This window comes from Streptomyces kryoterrae, assembly GCF_054072135.1.
The window spans coordinates 8,450,279-8,467,020 of sequence record NZ_CM133358.1 but is presented as its reverse complement, the minus strand read 5'-3'; the positions used below and the strand labels follow the sequence as shown (position 1 = coordinate 8,467,020).

Genomic DNA, 16,742 nt, shown 5'->3' with positions numbered 1-16,742 from the left:
CTGGTACTGCCCTGCGTACGCGCGTCCTCGCGTACGGCGACGGCGTGACCGGGTGCGCGGCCCTGGCCCGCCACCTCCCGATCCTCCCACGTCCGGGCCGAATGCCTGATCGGCGGTCCAGCAACCGGACGCGGCGCCGTATCGGGTCAGCGGTCGGCGAGTGCCTTCTCGCCCGCCCTGCGCATGGCGCCCAGCGGGCCCGGGACGCGCCCGGTCATCTGTTCCACCTGAAGCACCGCCTGGTGCACCAGCAGGTCGAGCCCGCTCACCACCGCCCCGCCGTACGCCGACCAGCGGGCCGCCAGATCGGTCGGCCAGGGGTGGTAGAGCACGTCGAAGAGGGTCGCCGGCCGTTCGGGGACCGCGCGGGACAGCTCGTCCGTAGCCCCGGCCGGCGTGGTGGCGATCACCAGCGGGGCGTGCAGCGCCCGTGCCGCGTCCGCCCAGTCCGCCGTACGGACCTCGACGTCGAGGCGTTCGCCCCACTGCCGCATCTCGGCGGCCCGGGCCTCGCTGCGGACGTAGACGACGACCTCGCCGGTGCAGATCCGGGCCAGCGCGGCGAGCGCGGAGGAGGCGGTGGCGCCGGCGCCGAGGATCGCGGCGGAGTCGACCTGTTCGATGCCGTGCTCGCGCAGGGCGCCCACGATCCCGGGGATGTCGGTGTTGTCGCCGACGCACCGCCCGTCCGCGTCGAACACGACGGTGTTGACGGCCTCGACCGACGCGGCCGTCTCGCTGACCTCGTCGAGCAGCGGGATGACCGCCCGCTTCAGCGGCATGGTGAGCGACAACCCCGCCCACTCGGGCCCGAGACCTCCCAGGAACTCCGGCAGCCCCGCCTCGTCGACCTCGAAACGGTCGTACGTCCAGTCGGTGAGCCCCAGTTCCTCGTACGCGGCGCGGTGCAGCACCGGCGAGAGGGAATGGGCGATGGGGGAACCGAGCACCGCGGCCCGGCGGGCGTCAGCTGCCCTTGCTCTCATTGAACTTGTCCTTGAGCTTCTGGAATTCCGCGTGGGTCTTGGCGAATTCGGTCTTGCTCACGCCGTCGGTAGCCACGAAGTAGTACCAGCCGTCGTCGGTCGGATTCAGTGTCGCCTTCATCGCGACATCGCCCGGGTTCCCGATCGGACCGGGCGGCAGACCCTTGCTGGTGTACGTGTTGTACGGGTCCTTGTTGCTGTTGATCGCCGACTCACTGATCTCGATGTTGCTTTCATTCTGCACATAGTTGAAGGTCGAGTCGAACTGCAGGAATCCGTAGGTCTCGGGGTTCGAGTAATCGAGGCGGTTGTAGACCACCTCCGCCATCTTGCGGTAGTCGTCGATGGTCTTGCCCTCGGCCTCGACGAGGCTCGCGACCGTGAGGACCTGCAGCGGGCTGTCGAGCTTGAGCGCCTTGGCCTTGGCTTCGAGATCGAGCGCGTCGTACTTGGCGGCGGCCTGCGTGACCATTTCCTTCAGGACTTCCGCGGGTTTCATGCCCTTGGCAGCGGGATAGGTCGCCGGGTAAAGGAAACCTTCCAGCGGGTCTTTGATCTTCTTGTTGTCGTTCGCCCAGTCCGGCAGACCGAGGCTCTTGTAATCTTTCCTGGCCACCTTCTGGGTGGTGCCGGCGGAAAGCCCGAGCTGCTTGTCGATCGCCTTGTAGACCTGGACGTTGCGCTGCCCCGGCTTGACGATCAGATTGTTCTGGCTCTTGGGGTCGAGCATCAACGTGACGACGCTCTTGGCGGACATCTCCTTGTTCAGGACATAGACGCCCGCCTGGATCTTTTTACCGTCGGGGTTCGCAGACTGCGCGGAGACGAAGGCGTCGACACTCTTGACGACACCCTTCGCCTTCAGCGCCTGACCGATGGCGTAACCGCCCGCACCCTTGGGGATCTCGACGGTCACCGTCGCACGCGTGCCGTCGCCCGTGTAGTCGGGAGCCGCGCCGAAACGGTTCTGGTAGAACTGGTATCCGAAATATCCGATTCCCGCGATGCCGCCACCGAACACCAGCACGACCACCAGACAGGCGGTCCCATTGCGGCTCTTCTTGCTCTTGCCGCTCTTCCCACCCTTGCTGCTGCCGTCCCGGTTCTTCCGTTCGCCGCGGCCCCGACGCCCCTCCGTCTCACCCTCGGGCTCGGGTTCGGGCTCGCCGTCATCGTCACCGCCCGCGAAGAACGCGTGCTCGCCCTGGTCGGGGCCAGGGTCCCAGCCGGTCTGCGGTTCCGGCTCCTCGGGTTCCGGCTCGGCACGGCGCCTGGCCGGCGGCTCGGGCGGCGGGTAGGCGTCGGGCGTGCCGTAGTAGTCGGGCTGCTCACCGCCGTAGGTGACGGCCTGCTGGGCGTACGGGTCCGCGGGGTCGGCGACGTACGGGACCTGCGCCTGCTGACCGGCGCCCCAGCCGCCGTTCGCGTACTGCTGCTGACCCTGATCGACGTACGGCTGCTGGTGGGCGTGCTCGCCGTACTGCTGCGGGTACTGCTGGTGCTCGGGCTGCTGCGGGTACTGCTGCGGGTACTGCTGGTTCGGGTACTGCTGCTGCGCCTGACCGTAGGCGGCCTGCTGGCCGTCGGTGCCCCAGTCGCCGTACTGCTGCTGTTCCGGCTGCTGCTGCGGGTAGTGCTGCGGCTGGCCGCCGTAGGAGGACTGGTCGGCCTGGGCCTGCTGTCCTTCCCATCCGACGTCCCCGTACAACGGGTCCTCCGGATGCCACGGTTCGGAGCCTGGGCCCCGGCCATACTCAGTCATCAATCCCCTAGAGCCGCGAGGCGGCCGATCACGCGGCCCCCACACCGCCGCTACCGTTCCGCCTCTTACTGTGCGGCTACTGTTCGAACAGAGCCACAATCGCGCGGAACGTTACCGTATCGCGATCAGATGACCACTTCGACGCCCTCGCCAGGAGCTTTACCTGACACCCGTTCGGATTCCAGGGCCTGCTGCAGGATGATCACGGCCGCGGCCTGGTCAATGACCGATCTGCCCTTTTTCGATTTCACGCCCGAGGCGCGCAGTCCCTGACTGGCCGTCACCGTCGTCATACGCTCGTCCACCAGCCGGACCGGGATCGGCGTGATCAGGCCGGCCAGCTGCTGGGCGAAGCCGCGGACCTTCACGGCGGCGGGGCCCTCGCTCCCCTTGAGGGAGCGAGGGAGGCCGACGACGACCTCGATGGGTTCGTACTCGTCGACGAGTTCCTTCAGCCTGCGCTGAGCTGCGGGAACGTCCCGGCCCGGAACCGTCTCCACCGGAGTGGCGAGGATCCCGTCTGGGTCGCACGAGGCGACCCCGATCCGGGCGTCCCCGACGTCGATCGCGAGCCGACGGCCGCGGCGCATGGCGTTGTCGTCGCCGCTCACTTGGCCGTTTCCGCCACAAGGCGCTCGACGGCGTCGACGGCCTCGCCGACAGCGGCCGGGTTCTGGCCACCGCCCTGGGCGACGTCCGGCTTGCCGCCACCACCGCCACCGAGGGTCTTGGCGGCCGTACGGACCAGGTCGCCGGCCTTGAGACCGCGCTGGCGGGCGGCCTCGTTGGTGGCGATGACCGTCAACGGCTTCCCGTTGGCCGTGGTGAAGAGGGCGACGACGGCGGCCCGGCCGCCCTGGATGCGACCCCGCACGTCGAGGACCAGCTTGCGCAGGTCGTCGGCGCTCGTGCCGTCCGGGACCTGGCCGGTGACCAGGGCGACCCCCTTGACGTCCTTGGCGCCCTGGGCGAGACCGGCGGCGGCCTGGAGGACCTTCTCGGCGCGGAACTTCTCGATCTCCTTCTCGGCGTCCTTCAGCTTGCCGAGCATGGCGGAGATCTTCTCCGGAAGCTCTTCCGGACGGCCCTTGACCAGCTCCTGGAGCTGGGCGACGACCGTGTGCTCCCGGGCCAGGAAGTTGTAGGCGTCCACGCCGACCAGGGCCTCGATACGCCGGACACCCGAACCGATGGACGACTCGCCGAGCAGCTTGACCAGGCCGAGCTGGGCGGTGTTGTGGACGTGCGTGCCGCCGCACAGCTCCTTGGAGAAGTCGCCGATCGTCACGACGCGCACGCGCTCGCCGTACTTCTCGCCGAACTCGGCGATGGCGCCCTGCTTCTTGGCCTCGTCGAGGCTGAGGATCTCGGCGCGCACGTCGAGGTCGCGGGCGAGCACCTCGTTGATCTGCTGCTCCACGTCGGTCATCACGGCCGTCGGGACGGCGGACGGCGAACCGAAGTCGAAGCGGAAACGGCCGGGCTGGTTCTCGGAACCGGCCTGAGCGGCCGTCGGGCCGAGGGCGTCACGCAGGGCCTGGTGGGTGAGGTGGGTGGCCGAGTGGGCGCGGGCGATGGCCGTACGGCGGCGCACGTCGATGGCGGCCTGGGCCTTGGCGCCGACGGTCACCTCGCCGACCTGTACGACGCCCTTGTGGACGTAGACGCCGGGCACCGGCTTCTGGCAGTCGCGGACCTCGATGACGGCACCGGTGTCGATCCTGATCCGGCCGGTGTCGCCGATCTGGCCGCCGCCCTCGGCGTAGAACGGGGTGCGGTCGAGGACGATCTCGACCTCGTCGCCCTCGGTGGCGGCCGGGGAGGAGACACCGTCGACGAGGATGCCGACGACCGTCGACTCGCCCTCCGTGCGGTCGTACCCGAAGAACTCGGTCTCACCGGCGGCGTCGGCGATCTCGCGGTAGGCGCCCATGTCGGCGTGGCCGGTCTTCTTGGCCTTGGCGTCGGCCTTGGCGCGGTCCCGCTGCTCCTTCATCAGGCGCCGGAAGCCGTCCTCGTCCACGGAAAGGCCCTGTTCGGCGGCCATTTCGAGGGTGAGGTCGATCGGGAAGCCCCAGGTGTCGTGGAGCAGGAAGGCCTTGTCGCCGGAGAGGACCTTGCCGCCGCCGGCCTTGGTCTCCGTGACAGCGGTGTCGAGGATGTTGGTGCCGCCCTTGAGGGCCTTGAGGAAGGCGGCCTCCTCGGCGAGGGCCACGGTCTCGATGCGCTTGCGGTCGGTGACGAGCTCGGGGTACTGCTGGCCCATCGTCTTGATGACGACGTCGACGAGGTCGGCGACGACCGGCCCGGAGGCACCCATCAGGCGCATGTTGCGGATGGCGCGGCGCATGATGCGGCGCAGCACGTAGCCGCGCCCCTCATTGCCGGGTGTGACGCCGTCGCCGATGAGCATGACGGACGTGCGGATGTGGTCGGCGACCACGCGCATGGAGACGTCGGAGTCGTGCTTCTCGCCGTAGCGCACGCCGGTCAGCTCGGTGGCCCTGTCCATGACGACGCGCAGGGTGTCGGTCTCGTACATGTTCCGCACGCCCTGAAGGATCATGGCGAGTCGTTCGAGGCCGAGACCGGTGTCGATGTTCTGCGACGGGAGGTCGCCGAGGATCGGGAAGTCCTCCTTGCCGTCGCCGGCCCCGCGCTCGTACTGCATGAAGACCAGGTTCCAGATCTCCACGTACCGCTCGTCGTTGACGGCCGGGCCGCCCTCGACGCCGAACTCGGGGCCGCGGTCGTAGTTGATCTCGGAGCAGGGTCCGCACGGTCCAGGGACGCCCATGGACCAGAAGTTGTCCTTCTTGCCCAGGCGCTGGATGCGCTCGGCGGGGACGCCGATCTGCTCGCGCCAGATCTGCTCGGCCTCGTCGTCGTCGAGGTAGACGGTGATCCAGAGCTTCTCGGGGTCAAGGCCGTAGCCACCGTCCGCGAGGGAGTTGGTGAGCAGGTCCCAGGCGTACTTGATGGCTCCTTCCTTGAAGTAGTCCCCGAAGGAGAAGTTGCCGCACATCTGGAAGAAGGTGCCGTGCCGGGTGGTCTTGCCGACCTCTTCGATGTCGGGCGTGCGCACGCACTTCTGCACGCTGGTGGCGCGCGGGGCGGGCGGCTTCGTCTCACCGAGGAAGTACGGCTTGAAGGGGACCATGCCGGCGTTGACCAGAAGGAGAGTCGGGTCGTCCGCGATGAGCGACGCCGAAGGGACGACGGTGTGACCGCGCTCCTCGAAGAAGCTCAGCCAGCGGCGACGAATTTCAGCCGACTCCATCAGTGGTCCTCATTCCGGTTGTACGAGTGCTTGTTGTCCAGCATCCCGTAGTGCTTCTCATCGTGCTTCTGGTTTTCCGGCCCGCGGTCGAGGGCGGCGAGCCGCCGCTGCGGGGGCAGGCCCCGGCCCGGGGGTTCGGCGATCCCGAGGGCCTCGCCCAGCTCTGCCTCGCGCTGGGCCATCCCGGCCCGCACGTCGAGGGCGAAGTCCCTGACCCGGTGGCCGGCCTCGATCGCCTTGTTGGCGGCCTGCGCGGCCAGGTGCTCGGGGGTCAGCTGCCGGATCTTGCGGTTGACCTTGGTGGTGGCCCACACACCGGCCGCGGCGCCCGCGGTGAACCAGAACGTACGGCGGAACATGGCGGGGTTCAGCCCTTCTGCCTGCGGCGCTTTTGGCCCTTCGGGGCCGGTACGGTGCGGCCGACGATGACGGTGCGCCGGGCCCGCTCGGGCTCGGGCGCCTCGTCGGCCCTGGTGCGGCTCATCGCCCGGCGTACGCCGTAGCCGAACGCGGCGACCTTGACGAGCGGGCCGCCGAAGGTCGAGGCGACGGTGGTCGACAGCGCCGACGCGTTGGAGGTGACCTCCTGGACGTCGGTGGCGATGGCGTCGACCCGGTCGATCTGTGTCTGTGCGGAGCGCACGGCCTGGGAGGCGTCGGCCAGCAGCGGCACAGCCTGGTCGGTCACCTCCGCCACCAGCTTGGTGGTCGCCCTGAGCGTCTGGGCCAGCCTCACCAGCGCCACGGCGAGGAAGGAGACCAGGATCGCCCAGAAGACGGCCACCAGGATCCCGGCAACCTCTCCACCGGTCACACCGCACCGCTCTCTGCACTCGTGGATCGACTGAGCTCTGGGGGTACTTCACTTCGGTTCCGGATACTTCGAAAGTCGCCTCCGACCCTATCGCGCCGGAGGCGGCTCTCCGTACCCGGACGGGGCCTGCCGGGACGGCGGTTGCTCGCCGGCGAGGTCGTACGCGAAAGCCCGCCGCTCCCCCGCCGGTGAGGGCGGGGAAACGACGGGCCGAGGCGCGAAACCGGTGGTACCGGGTACTACAACCGCTGGATCAGCGGGCGTAGTACTCGACGACGAGCTGCTCGTCGCAGATCACCGGGATCTCCTTGCGGTTCGGCTCGCGGTCCAGGCGGAAGGCCAGGGCACCGAGGTTCACCTGCAGGTAGCGCGGGGTCTCGCCGTCGGGGGCGAAGCCACCGGCGCGGGAGACCTCGAACAGCGTCTTGCTGCGGCTGCGCTCGCGGACCATCACGACGTCGTCGGGACGGACACGGAACGACGGCTTGTCGACCTTGCCGCCGTTGACCTCGATGTGGCCGTGGACGACCATCTGGCGGGCCTGGTAGATCGTGCGGGCGATGCCCGAACGGAGAACCAGGGCGTCGAGACGACGCTCCAGCTCGATGACCAGGGCCTCACCGGTCTTGCCCTGCGTCTTGGCGGCACGCTCGTAGGCGCGGACGAGCTGACGCTCGGACACGTCGTACTGCGCGCGCAGACGCTGCTTCTCCAGCAGACGGACCTTGTAGTCCGAGTTCTGCTTGCGGCCACGACCGTGCTCGCCGGGCGGGTAGGGGCGGGCCTCGAAGTACTTGACAGCCTTCGGGGTCAGCGCGATGCCGAGGGCACGCGACTTCTTGACCTTGGGGCGGGGCTGGTTAGCCACTACTTTTTCCTTTTCCTTTTCGGCTGCCTCAGGGTTACGGGAGGTCGCATCCGCAGCCGGGGATTCCCGGCAGGTCCACGAGGGACTTGCCAGGCAGCCGTTCCCCTGTGCTGGGCACATATGTGCAACACACGAACGGCCCACCGCCCGTTCCCGGAAACCCGGGTGGTGGTGGGCTGCCCGCGACACCTACGAAGGTGCGCGACGCTCCTGGATCAGAAGATCCGGCTGATTGTCCCGCCTGAGGCGCCGACCGAAGCCGGACACGGGACGCAGCACTGCGCAGGATTCTACAGCGTGCTCAGGACCGCTTGCGACCAAGGTGTCTCCTGGTCCACTCGACCGCGTCCGCGTACCTGGCCTCGGCTCCGTGCCGGGTCGGTTCGTAGTACGTACGGTCCTTGAGCTCCTCCGGGGCGTACTGCTGCTCGGCGATGCCTTCCGGCAGGTCGTGCGGGTACACGTACCCCTGCGCGTGGCCGAGCTTGGCGGCGCCCTTGTAGTGCCCGTCGCGCAGGTGCGTCGGCACGGGTCCCGCGTGGCCCCTGCGCACGTCCTCCATGGCGGCGCCGATCGCCGTGGTCGCGGCGTTGGACTTGGGGGCCAGGGCGAGGGCGATGGTGGCGTGGCTGAGGGTGAGGGCGGCCTCCGGGAAGCCGATCATGGCGACGGCCTGCGCGGCGGCGACGGCTATCGGCAGGGCGTTCGGATCGGCGAGGCCGATGTCCTCACTGGCGGAGATCATCAGACGGCGGGCGATGAAGCGCGGGTCCTCGCCGGCCTCGATCATCCGGGCGAGGTAGTGCAGGGCCGCGTCGACGTCGGAGCCCCGGATGGACTTGATGAGGGCGCTGGCGACGTCGTAGTGCTGGTCGCCGTCACGGTCGTACTTCACGGCCGCCCGGTCGACGGTCTCCTCCAGGGTCTGGAGGGTGATGTCCGCGTCGCCCTTGTCGAGCGCGGCTCCGGCGGCGGCCTCCAGGGCGGTCAGGGCCCGGCGGGCGTCTCCGCCGGCGATCCGCAGCAGGTGTTCCTCGGTGTCCTCGGGGAGCGTGACCGCGCTCTTGAGGCCGCGGTCGTCGGTGAGCGCGCGGCGCAGCAGGGCGCGCAGGTCGTCGTCCGTGAGGGGTTCGAGGGTGAGGAGGAGGGAGCGGGAGAGAAGGGGCGAGATCACCGAGAAGTACGGGTTCTCGGTGGTCGCCGCGATCAGGGTCACCCAGCGGTTCTCGACGGCGGGGAGCAGGGAGTCCTGCTGGGCCTTGCTGAAGCGGTGGATCTCGTCGAGGAAGAGGACGGTCTCCTTGCCGAATCCGCCGGTGGCACGGCGGGCCCCGTCGATGACCGCGCGGACCTCCTTGACGCCCGCGGTGATCGCCGACAGTTCGACGAAGCGCTTCTGGGTGGCCTTCGACACGACGTACGCCAGGGTGGTCTTGCCGGTGCCGGGCGGCCCCCAGAGGATCACGGACGAGGGTCCGGCCGGTCCGCCCTCGCTCTCGCCGACGAGTCTGCGCAGCGGCGACCCCGGTTTCAGCAGGTGCTGCTGGCCCACGACCTCGTCGAGGACACGCGGGCGCATCCGTACGGCCAGAGGGCTTCCGGACGGGTCCTTCTCCTGGCGTGCTTCCGCCGCGGCGGTGAACAGGTCGGGCTCCACGGACAAAACCCTATGGCACGCCACTGACAGTCGGACCGGCGCCGTCAGCTGGTCCAGAAGTCCCACCAGCGGGTCAGGATCAGCATGCCGATGATGCCGATGTGCAGGACCGGTACGACCCAGGTGAACTCACCGAAGAAGCTCCTGAGCCACTTCGGCGCCGGGATGAAGCCGTTCCGTACGTTGAACGAGGTCACATACCAGAACATGATGATCGTCGCGACCCAGGCCAGGGAGCACCAGAGGCACAGCGCATTGATCCGGTACAGGGACTGGAACTGCAGCCAGGTGCAGAATCCGACGCCGAAGAGGGTGCCCGCGTTGAAGGTGAGCCAGTACCAGCGCGGGAAGCGGGCCCGGCCGAGCAGGCTCATGCCGACGCAGATGACGATGCCGTAGGCGACGAGGCCGAGCATCGGGTTCGGGAACCCGAAGGCGGCGGCCTGCTTGCTCTCCATCACGCTGCCGCAGGACACCACGGGGTTGAGGCTGCAGCCGGGTGTGAACGTCGTGCCCGCGACCTTCGCTTCCAGCAGTTTGAACTTGTCGATCGTGATGACCCACGCCGCCAGCAGTCCGGCCGCGCCGGTGAGCAACAGCATCACGGCGAACGCACGGCTCCCGCCCACGGAGCGCGAGGCCTCGGCGGGGGGCTCGGGCTGGTCGGTGGAGACGCCGTCCTTCAGCACTGTCGTCTTGGTCATCACGCCGTTCCGTTGCTTCGAGAGGGGGGCTGGCGGGCACGGTCATTGTGCCGCACGCGGGCGCGTGTCCACCGTTCGGTGGACATAAGAAGGTACGCACGGTCGTCCCCGGAAGGCTCGGTTCGGGGCGATGCTCGACGGCATGACAACACACGCGAAGGAACTCGCGGTGGACGTACGGGGACTGCGCAAGCGGTACGGGGACGTGACCGCCGTGGACGGCATCGATCTCGGCATCCACCGGGGCGAGGTGTTCGGCCTGCTGGGGCCCAATGGCGCGGGCAAGAGCACCACCGTGGAGATCCTCCAGGGCAACCGGTCCCGGGACGGGGGCGAGGTGTCCGTGCTCGGCGAGGACCCGGCGAAGGCCACGCGCGCGTGGCGCTCACGTGTCGGAATCGTCTGGCAGGACGAATCAGCGCCCGCGGAGTTGACGGTGCGCGAAACCGTACGCCATTTCGCCCGCTACTACCCGAGGCCGCGGGACCCGGAGCAGGTGATCGGGCTGGTCGGTCTGGAGCGGAAGGCGGGCAGCCGGATCAAGGAGCTGTCGGGCGGCCAGCGACGCCGTCTCGATGTGGCCCTGGGTGTGATCGGCGGCCCGGAACTGCTGCTCCTGGACGAGCCGACGACGGGTTTCGACCCGGCGGCCCGCCGCCAGTTCTGGGACCTGATCCGGACGCTCGCGGACGACGGCACGACGATCCTGCTGACCACGCACTACCTGGAGGAGGCGGAGGCACTGGCGGACCGGCTGGCGATCGTCTCGGCGGGCCGCGTGGTCGCCGAGGGCGAGCCGGCCGCGCTGCGGGAACGCCACGGCACGGAGGCGAGGGTCGAGTGGACGGAGTCCGACGGCACCCCTCGCGTCACCCACACGCAGACGCCGACCCGTACGATCACGGACCTCACGCACCGCTTCGACGGTGAGATCCCCGGCCTGCGGGTGAGCCGCCCCACACTGGAGGACGTCTACCTCCGGCTGACCGGACAGGCGGACACGCGATGACGACGCGGACGGCGGACGTCCGCCTCCCCTCGGCCTGGAGCCTGGGTCTTGCCCGGGGTGCCTTGGAGATCAGGCAGTTCTTCCGGATGCGCGACCAGGTGGTGTTCACCTTCGCCTTCCCGGTGGTCTTCCTGTTCCTCTTCGCGTCGATCTTCAGCGACGACATCGACTCGGCGGGCATCACCGCCTCGCAGCTGTACGTCCCGGCGATGATGGCAGCCGGCATCATGTCGACGAGTTTCCAGTCGCTGGGCATCTCGATCGCGATCGAACGTGACGAACGGGTGCTGCGCCGCCTGCGCGGCACGCCGATGCCACCGGCCGCCTACTTCCTCGGCAAGATCTGGCTGGTCCTGGTCACCGGCTTCCTGGAGACGGTGATCCTGCTGCTGGTCGGCACGACCCTGTACGACGTCGACCTGCCCTCGGACATCGCCAGGTGGACGCAGTTCGCCTGGATCTTCGTCCTCGGTCTGACGGCGTGCGCGCTGCTCGGCATCGCGATCAGCTCCGTCCCGAAGTCGGGGAAGAGCGCGACCTCCGTGGTCGTACTCCCGTTCCTGGTGCTCCAGTTCATCTCCGGGGTGTACATCGCGATCGACACGATTCCCGACTGGATGCTGAACATCGGCGCGCTGTTCCCGTTGAAGTGGATGTGCCAGGGCCTGCGCGGGGTGTTCCTCCCCGACTCGGCGAGCGTCCTCGAACAGACGGGGAGTTGGGAGTTCGGACGGGTGGCTCTGGTCCTCGGCGCGTGGTGCGTCGGAGGATTGCTGCTGTGCCTGCTGACCTTCCGCTGGAAGGACCGGCGCGACGGGTGAGACCGGTTCCACGGCACGCGGCACGAACACCTGGGACCACTCGTTCCGGCTCCGGGACACGTACGTCGCCGTCGTGCGGCCGGCCACCCCTGGTGTTCGTGCTCGGCACGAACCACCCGGGGTAGCCGGTACGCCCGACGGCCGCCGCGCTGCTGCTCCGGCTGATCCCGATGTACGTGGGACGGGGCCGCGTGCTGCTCCGGGACGACCCGCCGGACGAACAACGGTCGCCGCGCCATCTGTTGACGGCCCCGGCCCTGTTCCGCCTCTCGGCGATCCTGGTCGGCGAGACCGCGCCTGATGACGTTCGCGCTGATCCCGCAGCGCACTGACGGACGCGGCACTGACGCCGTCGGGGCGCCCCCGAGGACGGGACGGGTCAGAGCGGCGGGGGCGAAGGAACCCCGGCGCCTCAGCCCAGCCTCGACTCCAGTTCCGCCACGATCTCGTTCACGCCGATCGCCGTCTGCTCCCCGGACTCCATGTCCTTCAGCTGGACCACACCCTCCGCGAGGTCCCGCTCACCGGCGACGATCGTGTAACGCGCCCCACTCCGGTTCGCGTTCTTCATCGCCCCCTTGAGCCCCTTGGCCCCGTACGAGAAGTCCGCCGCGACCCCCACCTTTCGCAGCTCCGTGACCTTCGCGAACAGCACCCGGCGAGCCTCCTCGCCCAGCGGCACCGCGAACACGCTTGTCGCGGACGGGAGTTCGAGTTCAACTCCCTCCGCCTCGAGCGCCAGTACCGTCCGGTCGACGCCCAGCGCCCAGCCCACGGACGGCAGCGCGGGACCACCGAGCATCTCGGACAGGCCGTCGTAGCGCCCACCGCCGCCCACCGCGGACTGTGAGCCCAGTCCGTCGTGGACGAACTCGAAGGTCGTACGGGTGTAGTAGTCGAGGCCGCGGACCAGCTTCGGGTCGTCCTCGAAGGCGACGCCCGCCTCGGTGATCAGCTCGCGGACCTCCTCGTGGTACGCCTTGCACGCGTCGCACAGGTAGTCCCGCAGCAGCGGCGCCCCCACCAGCTGCTTCTGGACGTCGTCCCGCTTGTCGTCCAGCACCCGCAGCGGGTTGATGTCGGCCCGGCGCAGCGTCTCCTCGTCCAGGTCGAGGCCCCGGAGGAAGTCCTGCAGTGCGGCCCGGTAGACCGGACGGCACTCCTTGTCGCCCAGCGAGTTCAGCAGGATGCGGAAGTTCCGCAGGCCCAGCGTGCGGTACGCCTGGTCCGCCAGGATGATCAGCTCGGCGTCGAGCGCCGGATCCTCCGCGCCGATCGCCTCCGCGCCCACCTGCGAGAAGTGGCGGTAGCGGCCCTTCTGGGGGCGCTCGTAGCGGTAGTACGAGCCCGAGTACCAGAGCTTGACCGGGAGGTTGCCCAGCTTGTGGAGGTTGGCCTCCAGTGCCGCGCGCAGGACCGACGCCGTGCCCTCGGGGCGCAGGGCCAGCCTGTCACCGCCCTTGGTCTCGAAGGCGTACATCTCCTTCGTCACGATGTCCGTCGACTCACCGACGCCCCGGGCGAACAGCTCGACGTTCTCGAAGCCGGGCGTCTCGATGTAGCCGTAGCCGGAGTTGCGCAGCGGGGCCGCGATGGCTTCCCGCACCGCCAGGAACTTCGCGCTCTCCGGCGGGATCAGGTCGTATGTGCCCTTGGGGGCCTTGAAGGTGCTCACGGGAGGTCTCTCGTCACATTCCTCGTCGGTGAGGGGGGTTCGATCCCTCGCCGCGATCTTGAAGGCCGGCCGCCACCTGCCGCAGATACGGGTTGGTGGCGCGCTCCTGGCCGATGGTCGTCTGGGCGCCGTGGCCGGACAGCACCACGGTCGAGTCGTCGAGCGGCAGGCACACTCGGGCCAGCGAGTCGAGCATCTCGGCCATGTCACCGCCGGGCAGGTCGGTGCGTCCGATGGAGCCGGCGAAGAGCAGGTCGCCCGAGAAGAACACGGACGGGATGTCCGTGTTCTCGGGCATCCTGAACGTCACCGACCCCCTGGTATGGCCCGGCGCGTGCGCCACGCTCAGCTCGAGTCCCGCCAGTTCCAGCCGTGCGCCGTCCGTGAGCTCCTTGACGTCGTCCGGTTCCCCGATGGTCAGTTCGCCCAGCAGCGGCATCCCGATGGAACGGCCGAGCGCATTCTCCGGGTCGCTCATCATGTAGCGGTCGTCGGGGTGGATCCACGCCGGGACGCCGTGCGCGCCGCACACCGGCACCACCGAGGCCACATGGTCGAGGTGGCCGTGGGTGAGGACGACCGCGACGGGCTTGAGCCGATGCTTCCGCAGTGTCTCCTCGACTCCCTCGGCGGCCTGGTGGCCCGGGTCGATGATCACGCACTCCTCACCGGCGGCGGGGGCGACGAGATAACAGTTCGTCCCCCAGGCGCCGGCCGGGAACCCGGCAATGAGCACGATCGTCCTTCGATTTGTGGCGTACGTGGTCGTACGGGGTGGATGGCAGTGCCGCAGAGCCTACCGGCGCTGCCGTTTCCTCAGCGAACCCATATACGGTACGGGGCACACGCAGGCGATCGGCACACAAGACGCACGCGTCCCAGTTGACGTACGAGACGCATGAGGAGAGAACCCGGTGGTCACCCAGGAGCAGCGGCGGCGTCAGCTCGCCCGGGAGAAGTTCTTGCGGCAGCAGCAGCGGCGTACGGCCGCGCGGCGCAAGGCGAACGTGCGCAACTCGGTGATCGCGTCGGTCCTCGGCGTGATCGTCGTGGGCAGCGTGCTGTCGTATGCGACCGGGGTCTTCAAGAACGACGACAGCAAGTCGAACGCGAGCGCGGAGGTCACCCCGAGCCCCTCACCGAGCAAGGCCGCGGACCCCTGCGAGAAGGCCGCCGAGGGGAAGGTGAAGTCGCTGAGCTGGAAGAAGGAGCCGGCGATGACCATCGACAAGTCGGCGAAGTACGACCTGAAGCTCGCGACGACCTGCGGCGACATCGACATCGCCCTGAAGACGGCCGCGGCACCGCACACGGTGAACTCGTTCAACTTCCTGGCGAGCGAGGGCTACCTCGACCACACCAAGTGCCACCGGCTCACCACGAACGGCATCTACGTGCTGCAGTGCGGTGACCCGAAGGGCACGGGTATGGGCGGCCCCGGCTACACCCTCCCGGACGAGAACCTGAAGGACAAAACCCTCAAGAACAACATCTACCCGGCGGGCACGATCGCCATGGCCAACACGGGCCAGGCGCACACCGGCGGCAGCCAGTTCTTCCTGGTCTACCAGGACAGCCAGCTTCCGCCCAGCTACACACCGTTCGGCACGATTTCCGCCTCGGGCATGAAGGTCCTGAAGAAGATCGCCGCGGCCGGTGAGGCCACGGGACAGGGCGACGGCGCACCGAATGCGACCGTTGTGATCAACAAGGCGACCGTAACGAAATCCTGACCGCCAACTGCGAAACTTCGGTCGCGCGGGATGCGGACAGCATCCCTGCCGGTCGCCTATGTTGGCCGTGACGAAACTGTGGACGATGCCCGGGGGTGCAGAGCCCTCCGCGGGCATCATGTGGAGGAGGCGCTGTGAGCAGCGACCCGTGGGGCCGCGTCGACGAGACGGGGACCGTGTACGTGCGTACTGCCGACGGTGAGCAGGTCGTCGGTTCCTGGCAGGCCGGCTCCCCCGAGGAGGCGTTGGCCTACTTCGAGCGCAAGTACGAGGGCCTGGTTGTCGAGATCGGCCTCCTCGAAAAGCGAGTCAAGACCACCGACCTGTCCGCGAAGGACGCCCAGGTGGCGATCGACCACATCCGCGAGCAGGTGGACGCCCACCACGCGGTCGGCGATCTGGTCGCGCTGAGGGTCAGGCTGGACAAGCTCGTCGAGACCGTCGAGACCCGCCGCGAGGAGCGCAAGCAGCAGCGGGCCAAGCAGTCCGACGAGGCGCGGGGCGCCAAGGAGGCGCTGGTCGTCGAGGCGGAGGAGCTGGCGCAGTCCGACCAGTGGCGGTCCGCCGGTGAGCGGCTGCGCGCGCTGGTGGACACCTGGAAGGGGCTGCCGCGGCTCGACCGGAAGTCGGACGACGAGCTGTGGCACCGCTTCTCGCACGCCCGCTCGGCGTTCTCCAAGCGCCGCAAGGCGCACTTCGCGTCCCTGGACGCGCAGCGCGAGGACGCCCGCAAGACCAAGGAGAAGCTGGTCGCGGAGGCCGAGGGACTGTCGGCGTCGACCGACTGGGGTCCGACGGCGGCGCGCTACCGCGAGCTGATGACGGACTGGAAGGCCGCGGGCCGCGCCCAGCGCGAGCACGAGGACGACCTGTGGAACCGCTTCCGCGGCGCCCAGGACGTGTTCTTCGCGGCGCGCAGTTCGGTCTTCGCCGAGCGGGACGCGGAGCAGACCGAGAACCTCAAGCTCAAGGAGGAGCTGGCCGAGGAGGCCGAGAAGCTCCTGCCGATCACGGACCTGAAGGCGGCGCGGGCCGCCTTCCGTTCGATCAACGAGCGCTGGGAGGCCATCGGCCATGTGCCGCGGGACTCGCGGCCGAAGGTCGAGGGCCGGATGCACACGGTCGAGCGGGCCCTTCAGGAGTCCGAGGACACCGAGTGGCGCCGGACGAACCCGGAGGCACGCGCGCGTGCCGAGGGTCTGACCGGTCAGCTCCAGGCGGCCGTGGACAAGCTCAGCGGCCAGATCGAGACCGCCCGGGCTCAGGGCAACAACGCCAGGGCCGACAAGCTCCAGAAGGAGCTGGACGGCCGTCAGGCGCTGCTGGACCAGGCGCTCAAGGCCGTAGAGGAGTTCGGCGGCTAGGTCTTCTCCTTCTCGCTGGTTTTCTCGCACGCTGATACGCAGAGGGGCTCCCGTACATCTCGTACGGGA

15 protein-coding genes are annotated in these 16,742 nt (G+C 69.0%); 4 read left to right on the top strand and 11 right to left on the bottom strand.

Annotated features, from left to right (window positions below; genetic code table 11):
* Positions 1-146: 146 nt before the first annotated feature.
* The 9 genes from ACW4TU_RS37655 to ACW4TU_RS37615 all read right to left on the bottom strand — a co-directional run bounded on the left by ACW4TU_RS37655 (position 147) and on the right by ACW4TU_RS37615 (position 10,071).
* Positions 147-986 (bottom strand): shikimate dehydrogenase, encoded by an 840-nt coding sequence (locus tag ACW4TU_RS37655; protein ID WP_457420778.1) that lies wholly within the window; start codon positions 984-986, stop codon positions 147-149.
* Entirely contained in the window at positions 967-2,748 is a 1,782-nt protein-coding gene (mltG, locus tag ACW4TU_RS37650; protein ID WP_457420776.1) for an endolytic transglycosylase MltG, read from the bottom strand. Before mltG ends, ACW4TU_RS37655 begins: the two co-directional genes overlap by 20 nt.
* 125 nt (positions 2,749-2,873) lie before the next feature.
* Positions 2,874-3,338 (bottom strand): Holliday junction resolvase RuvX, encoded by a 465-nt coding sequence (ruvX, locus tag ACW4TU_RS37645; RefSeq protein ID WP_457430516.1) that lies wholly within the window; start codon positions 3,336-3,338, stop codon positions 2,874-2,876.
* Between the two features lie 17 nt (positions 3,339-3,355).
* Positions 3,356-6,028 carry an alanine--tRNA ligase gene (gene alaS / locus ACW4TU_RS37640; RefSeq protein ID WP_457420774.1) on the bottom strand — a complete coding sequence of 891 codons (2,673 nt, stop codon included), beginning with the start codon at positions 6,026-6,028 and terminating at the stop codon, positions 3,356-3,358.
* Positions 6,028-6,387, bottom strand: coding sequence for a DUF6167 family protein (locus tag ACW4TU_RS37635; protein WP_457420772.1), 360 nt, complete (start codon positions 6,385-6,387; stop codon positions 6,028-6,030). Before ACW4TU_RS37635 ends, alaS begins: the two co-directional genes overlap by 1 nt.
* An 8-nt stretch (positions 6,388-6,395) precedes the next feature.
* The gene (locus ACW4TU_RS37630) at positions 6,396-6,842 is read right to left on the bottom strand and encodes a DUF948 domain-containing protein (RefSeq protein WP_457420770.1); all 447 of its coding nucleotides are present in this window, start codon (positions 6,840-6,842) and stop codon (positions 6,396-6,398) included.
* A 253-nt stretch (positions 6,843-7,095) separates the two neighbouring features.
* On the bottom strand, positions 7,096-7,710 hold the full coding sequence (gene rpsD, locus ACW4TU_RS37625; RefSeq protein WP_164315037.1) for a 30S ribosomal protein S4: 615 nt from the start codon (positions 7,708-7,710) through the stop codon (positions 7,096-7,098).
* 301 nt (positions 7,711-8,011) lie between these two features.
* On the bottom strand, positions 8,012-9,367 hold the full coding sequence (locus tag ACW4TU_RS37620) for a replication-associated recombination protein A (protein WP_457420768.1): 1,356 nt from the start codon (positions 9,365-9,367) through the stop codon (positions 8,012-8,014).
* Between the two features lie 44 nt (positions 9,368-9,411).
* On the bottom strand, positions 9,412-10,071 hold the full coding sequence (locus ACW4TU_RS37615; protein ID WP_457420766.1) for a vitamin K epoxide reductase family protein: 660 nt from the start codon (positions 10,069-10,071) through the stop codon (positions 9,412-9,414).
* Between the two features lie 142 nt (positions 10,072-10,213).
* Here ACW4TU_RS37615 and ACW4TU_RS37610 point away from each other — a divergent pair, with 142 nt between their 5' ends.
* A complete protein-coding gene (locus ACW4TU_RS37610; RefSeq protein ID WP_457420764.1) occupies positions 10,214-11,080 on the top strand; it encodes an ABC transporter ATP-binding protein in 867 nt (288 codons plus the stop codon).
* Positions 11,077-11,901, top strand: a complete 825-nt coding sequence (locus ACW4TU_RS37605) for an ABC transporter permease (RefSeq protein ID WP_457420762.1) — start codon at positions 11,077-11,079, stop codon at positions 11,899-11,901. Before ACW4TU_RS37610 ends, ACW4TU_RS37605 begins: the two co-directional genes overlap by 4 nt.
* A 412-nt stretch (positions 11,902-12,313) precedes the next feature.
* On the opposite strand, the gene hisS is transcribed toward ACW4TU_RS37605, so the two are convergent.
* Together hisS and ACW4TU_RS37595 are read right to left on the bottom strand one after the other, a co-directional pair.
* Entirely contained in the window at positions 12,314-13,576 is a 1,263-nt protein-coding gene (gene hisS / locus ACW4TU_RS37600; RefSeq protein ID WP_457420760.1) for a histidine--tRNA ligase, read from the bottom strand.
* 13 nt (positions 13,577-13,589) lie between these two features.
* On the bottom strand, positions 13,590-14,312 hold the full coding sequence (locus ACW4TU_RS37595) for an MBL fold metallo-hydrolase (RefSeq protein ID WP_457420758.1): 723 nt from the start codon (positions 14,310-14,312) through the stop codon (positions 13,590-13,592).
* A 178-nt stretch (positions 14,313-14,490) separates the two neighbouring features.
* On the opposite strand from ACW4TU_RS37595, the gene ACW4TU_RS37590 reads away from it, so the two are divergent.
* Entirely contained in the window at positions 14,491-15,309 is an 819-nt protein-coding gene (locus tag ACW4TU_RS37590; RefSeq protein ID WP_457420756.1) for a peptidylprolyl isomerase, read from the top strand.
* Between the two features lie 134 nt (positions 15,310-15,443).
* Positions 15,444-16,673, top strand: coding sequence for a DUF349 domain-containing protein (locus tag ACW4TU_RS37585; RefSeq protein ID WP_457420754.1), 1,230 nt, complete (start codon positions 15,444-15,446; stop codon positions 16,671-16,673).
* Positions 16,674-16,742 lie beyond the last annotated feature (69 nt).

Excerpts from the sequence above, each read along its gene's own strand:
- ACW4TU_RS37610 (WP_457420764.1), top strand. The coding sequence starts at position 10,214 with ATGACAACACACGCGAAGGAACTCGCGGTGGACGTACGGGGACTGCGC.
- ACW4TU_RS37615 (WP_457420766.1), bottom strand. The coding sequence starts at position 10,071 with ATGACCAAGACGACAGTGCTGAAGGACGGCGTCTCCACCGACCAGCCC.
- ruvX (WP_457430516.1), bottom strand. The coding sequence starts at position 3,338 with ATGCGCCGCGGCCGTCGGCTCGCGATCGACGTCGGGGACGCCCGGATC.
- alaS (WP_457420774.1), bottom strand. The coding sequence starts at position 6,028 with ATGGAGTCGGCTGAAATTCGTCGCCGCTGGCTGAGCTTCTTCGAGGAG.
- ACW4TU_RS37635 (WP_457420772.1), bottom strand. The coding sequence starts at position 6,387 with ATGTTCCGCCGTACGTTCTGGTTCACCGCGGGCGCCGCGGCCGGTGTG.
- ACW4TU_RS37655 (WP_457420778.1), bottom strand. The coding sequence starts at position 986 with ATGAGAGCAAGGGCAGCTGACGCCCGCCGGGCCGCGGTGCTCGGTTCC.
- ACW4TU_RS37605 (WP_457420762.1), top strand. The coding sequence starts at position 11,077 with ATGACGACGCGGACGGCGGACGTCCGCCTCCCCTCGGCCTGGAGCCTG.
- mltG (WP_457420776.1), bottom strand. The coding sequence starts at position 2,748 with ATGACTGAGTATGGCCGGGGCCCAGGCTCCGAACCGTGGCATCCGGAG.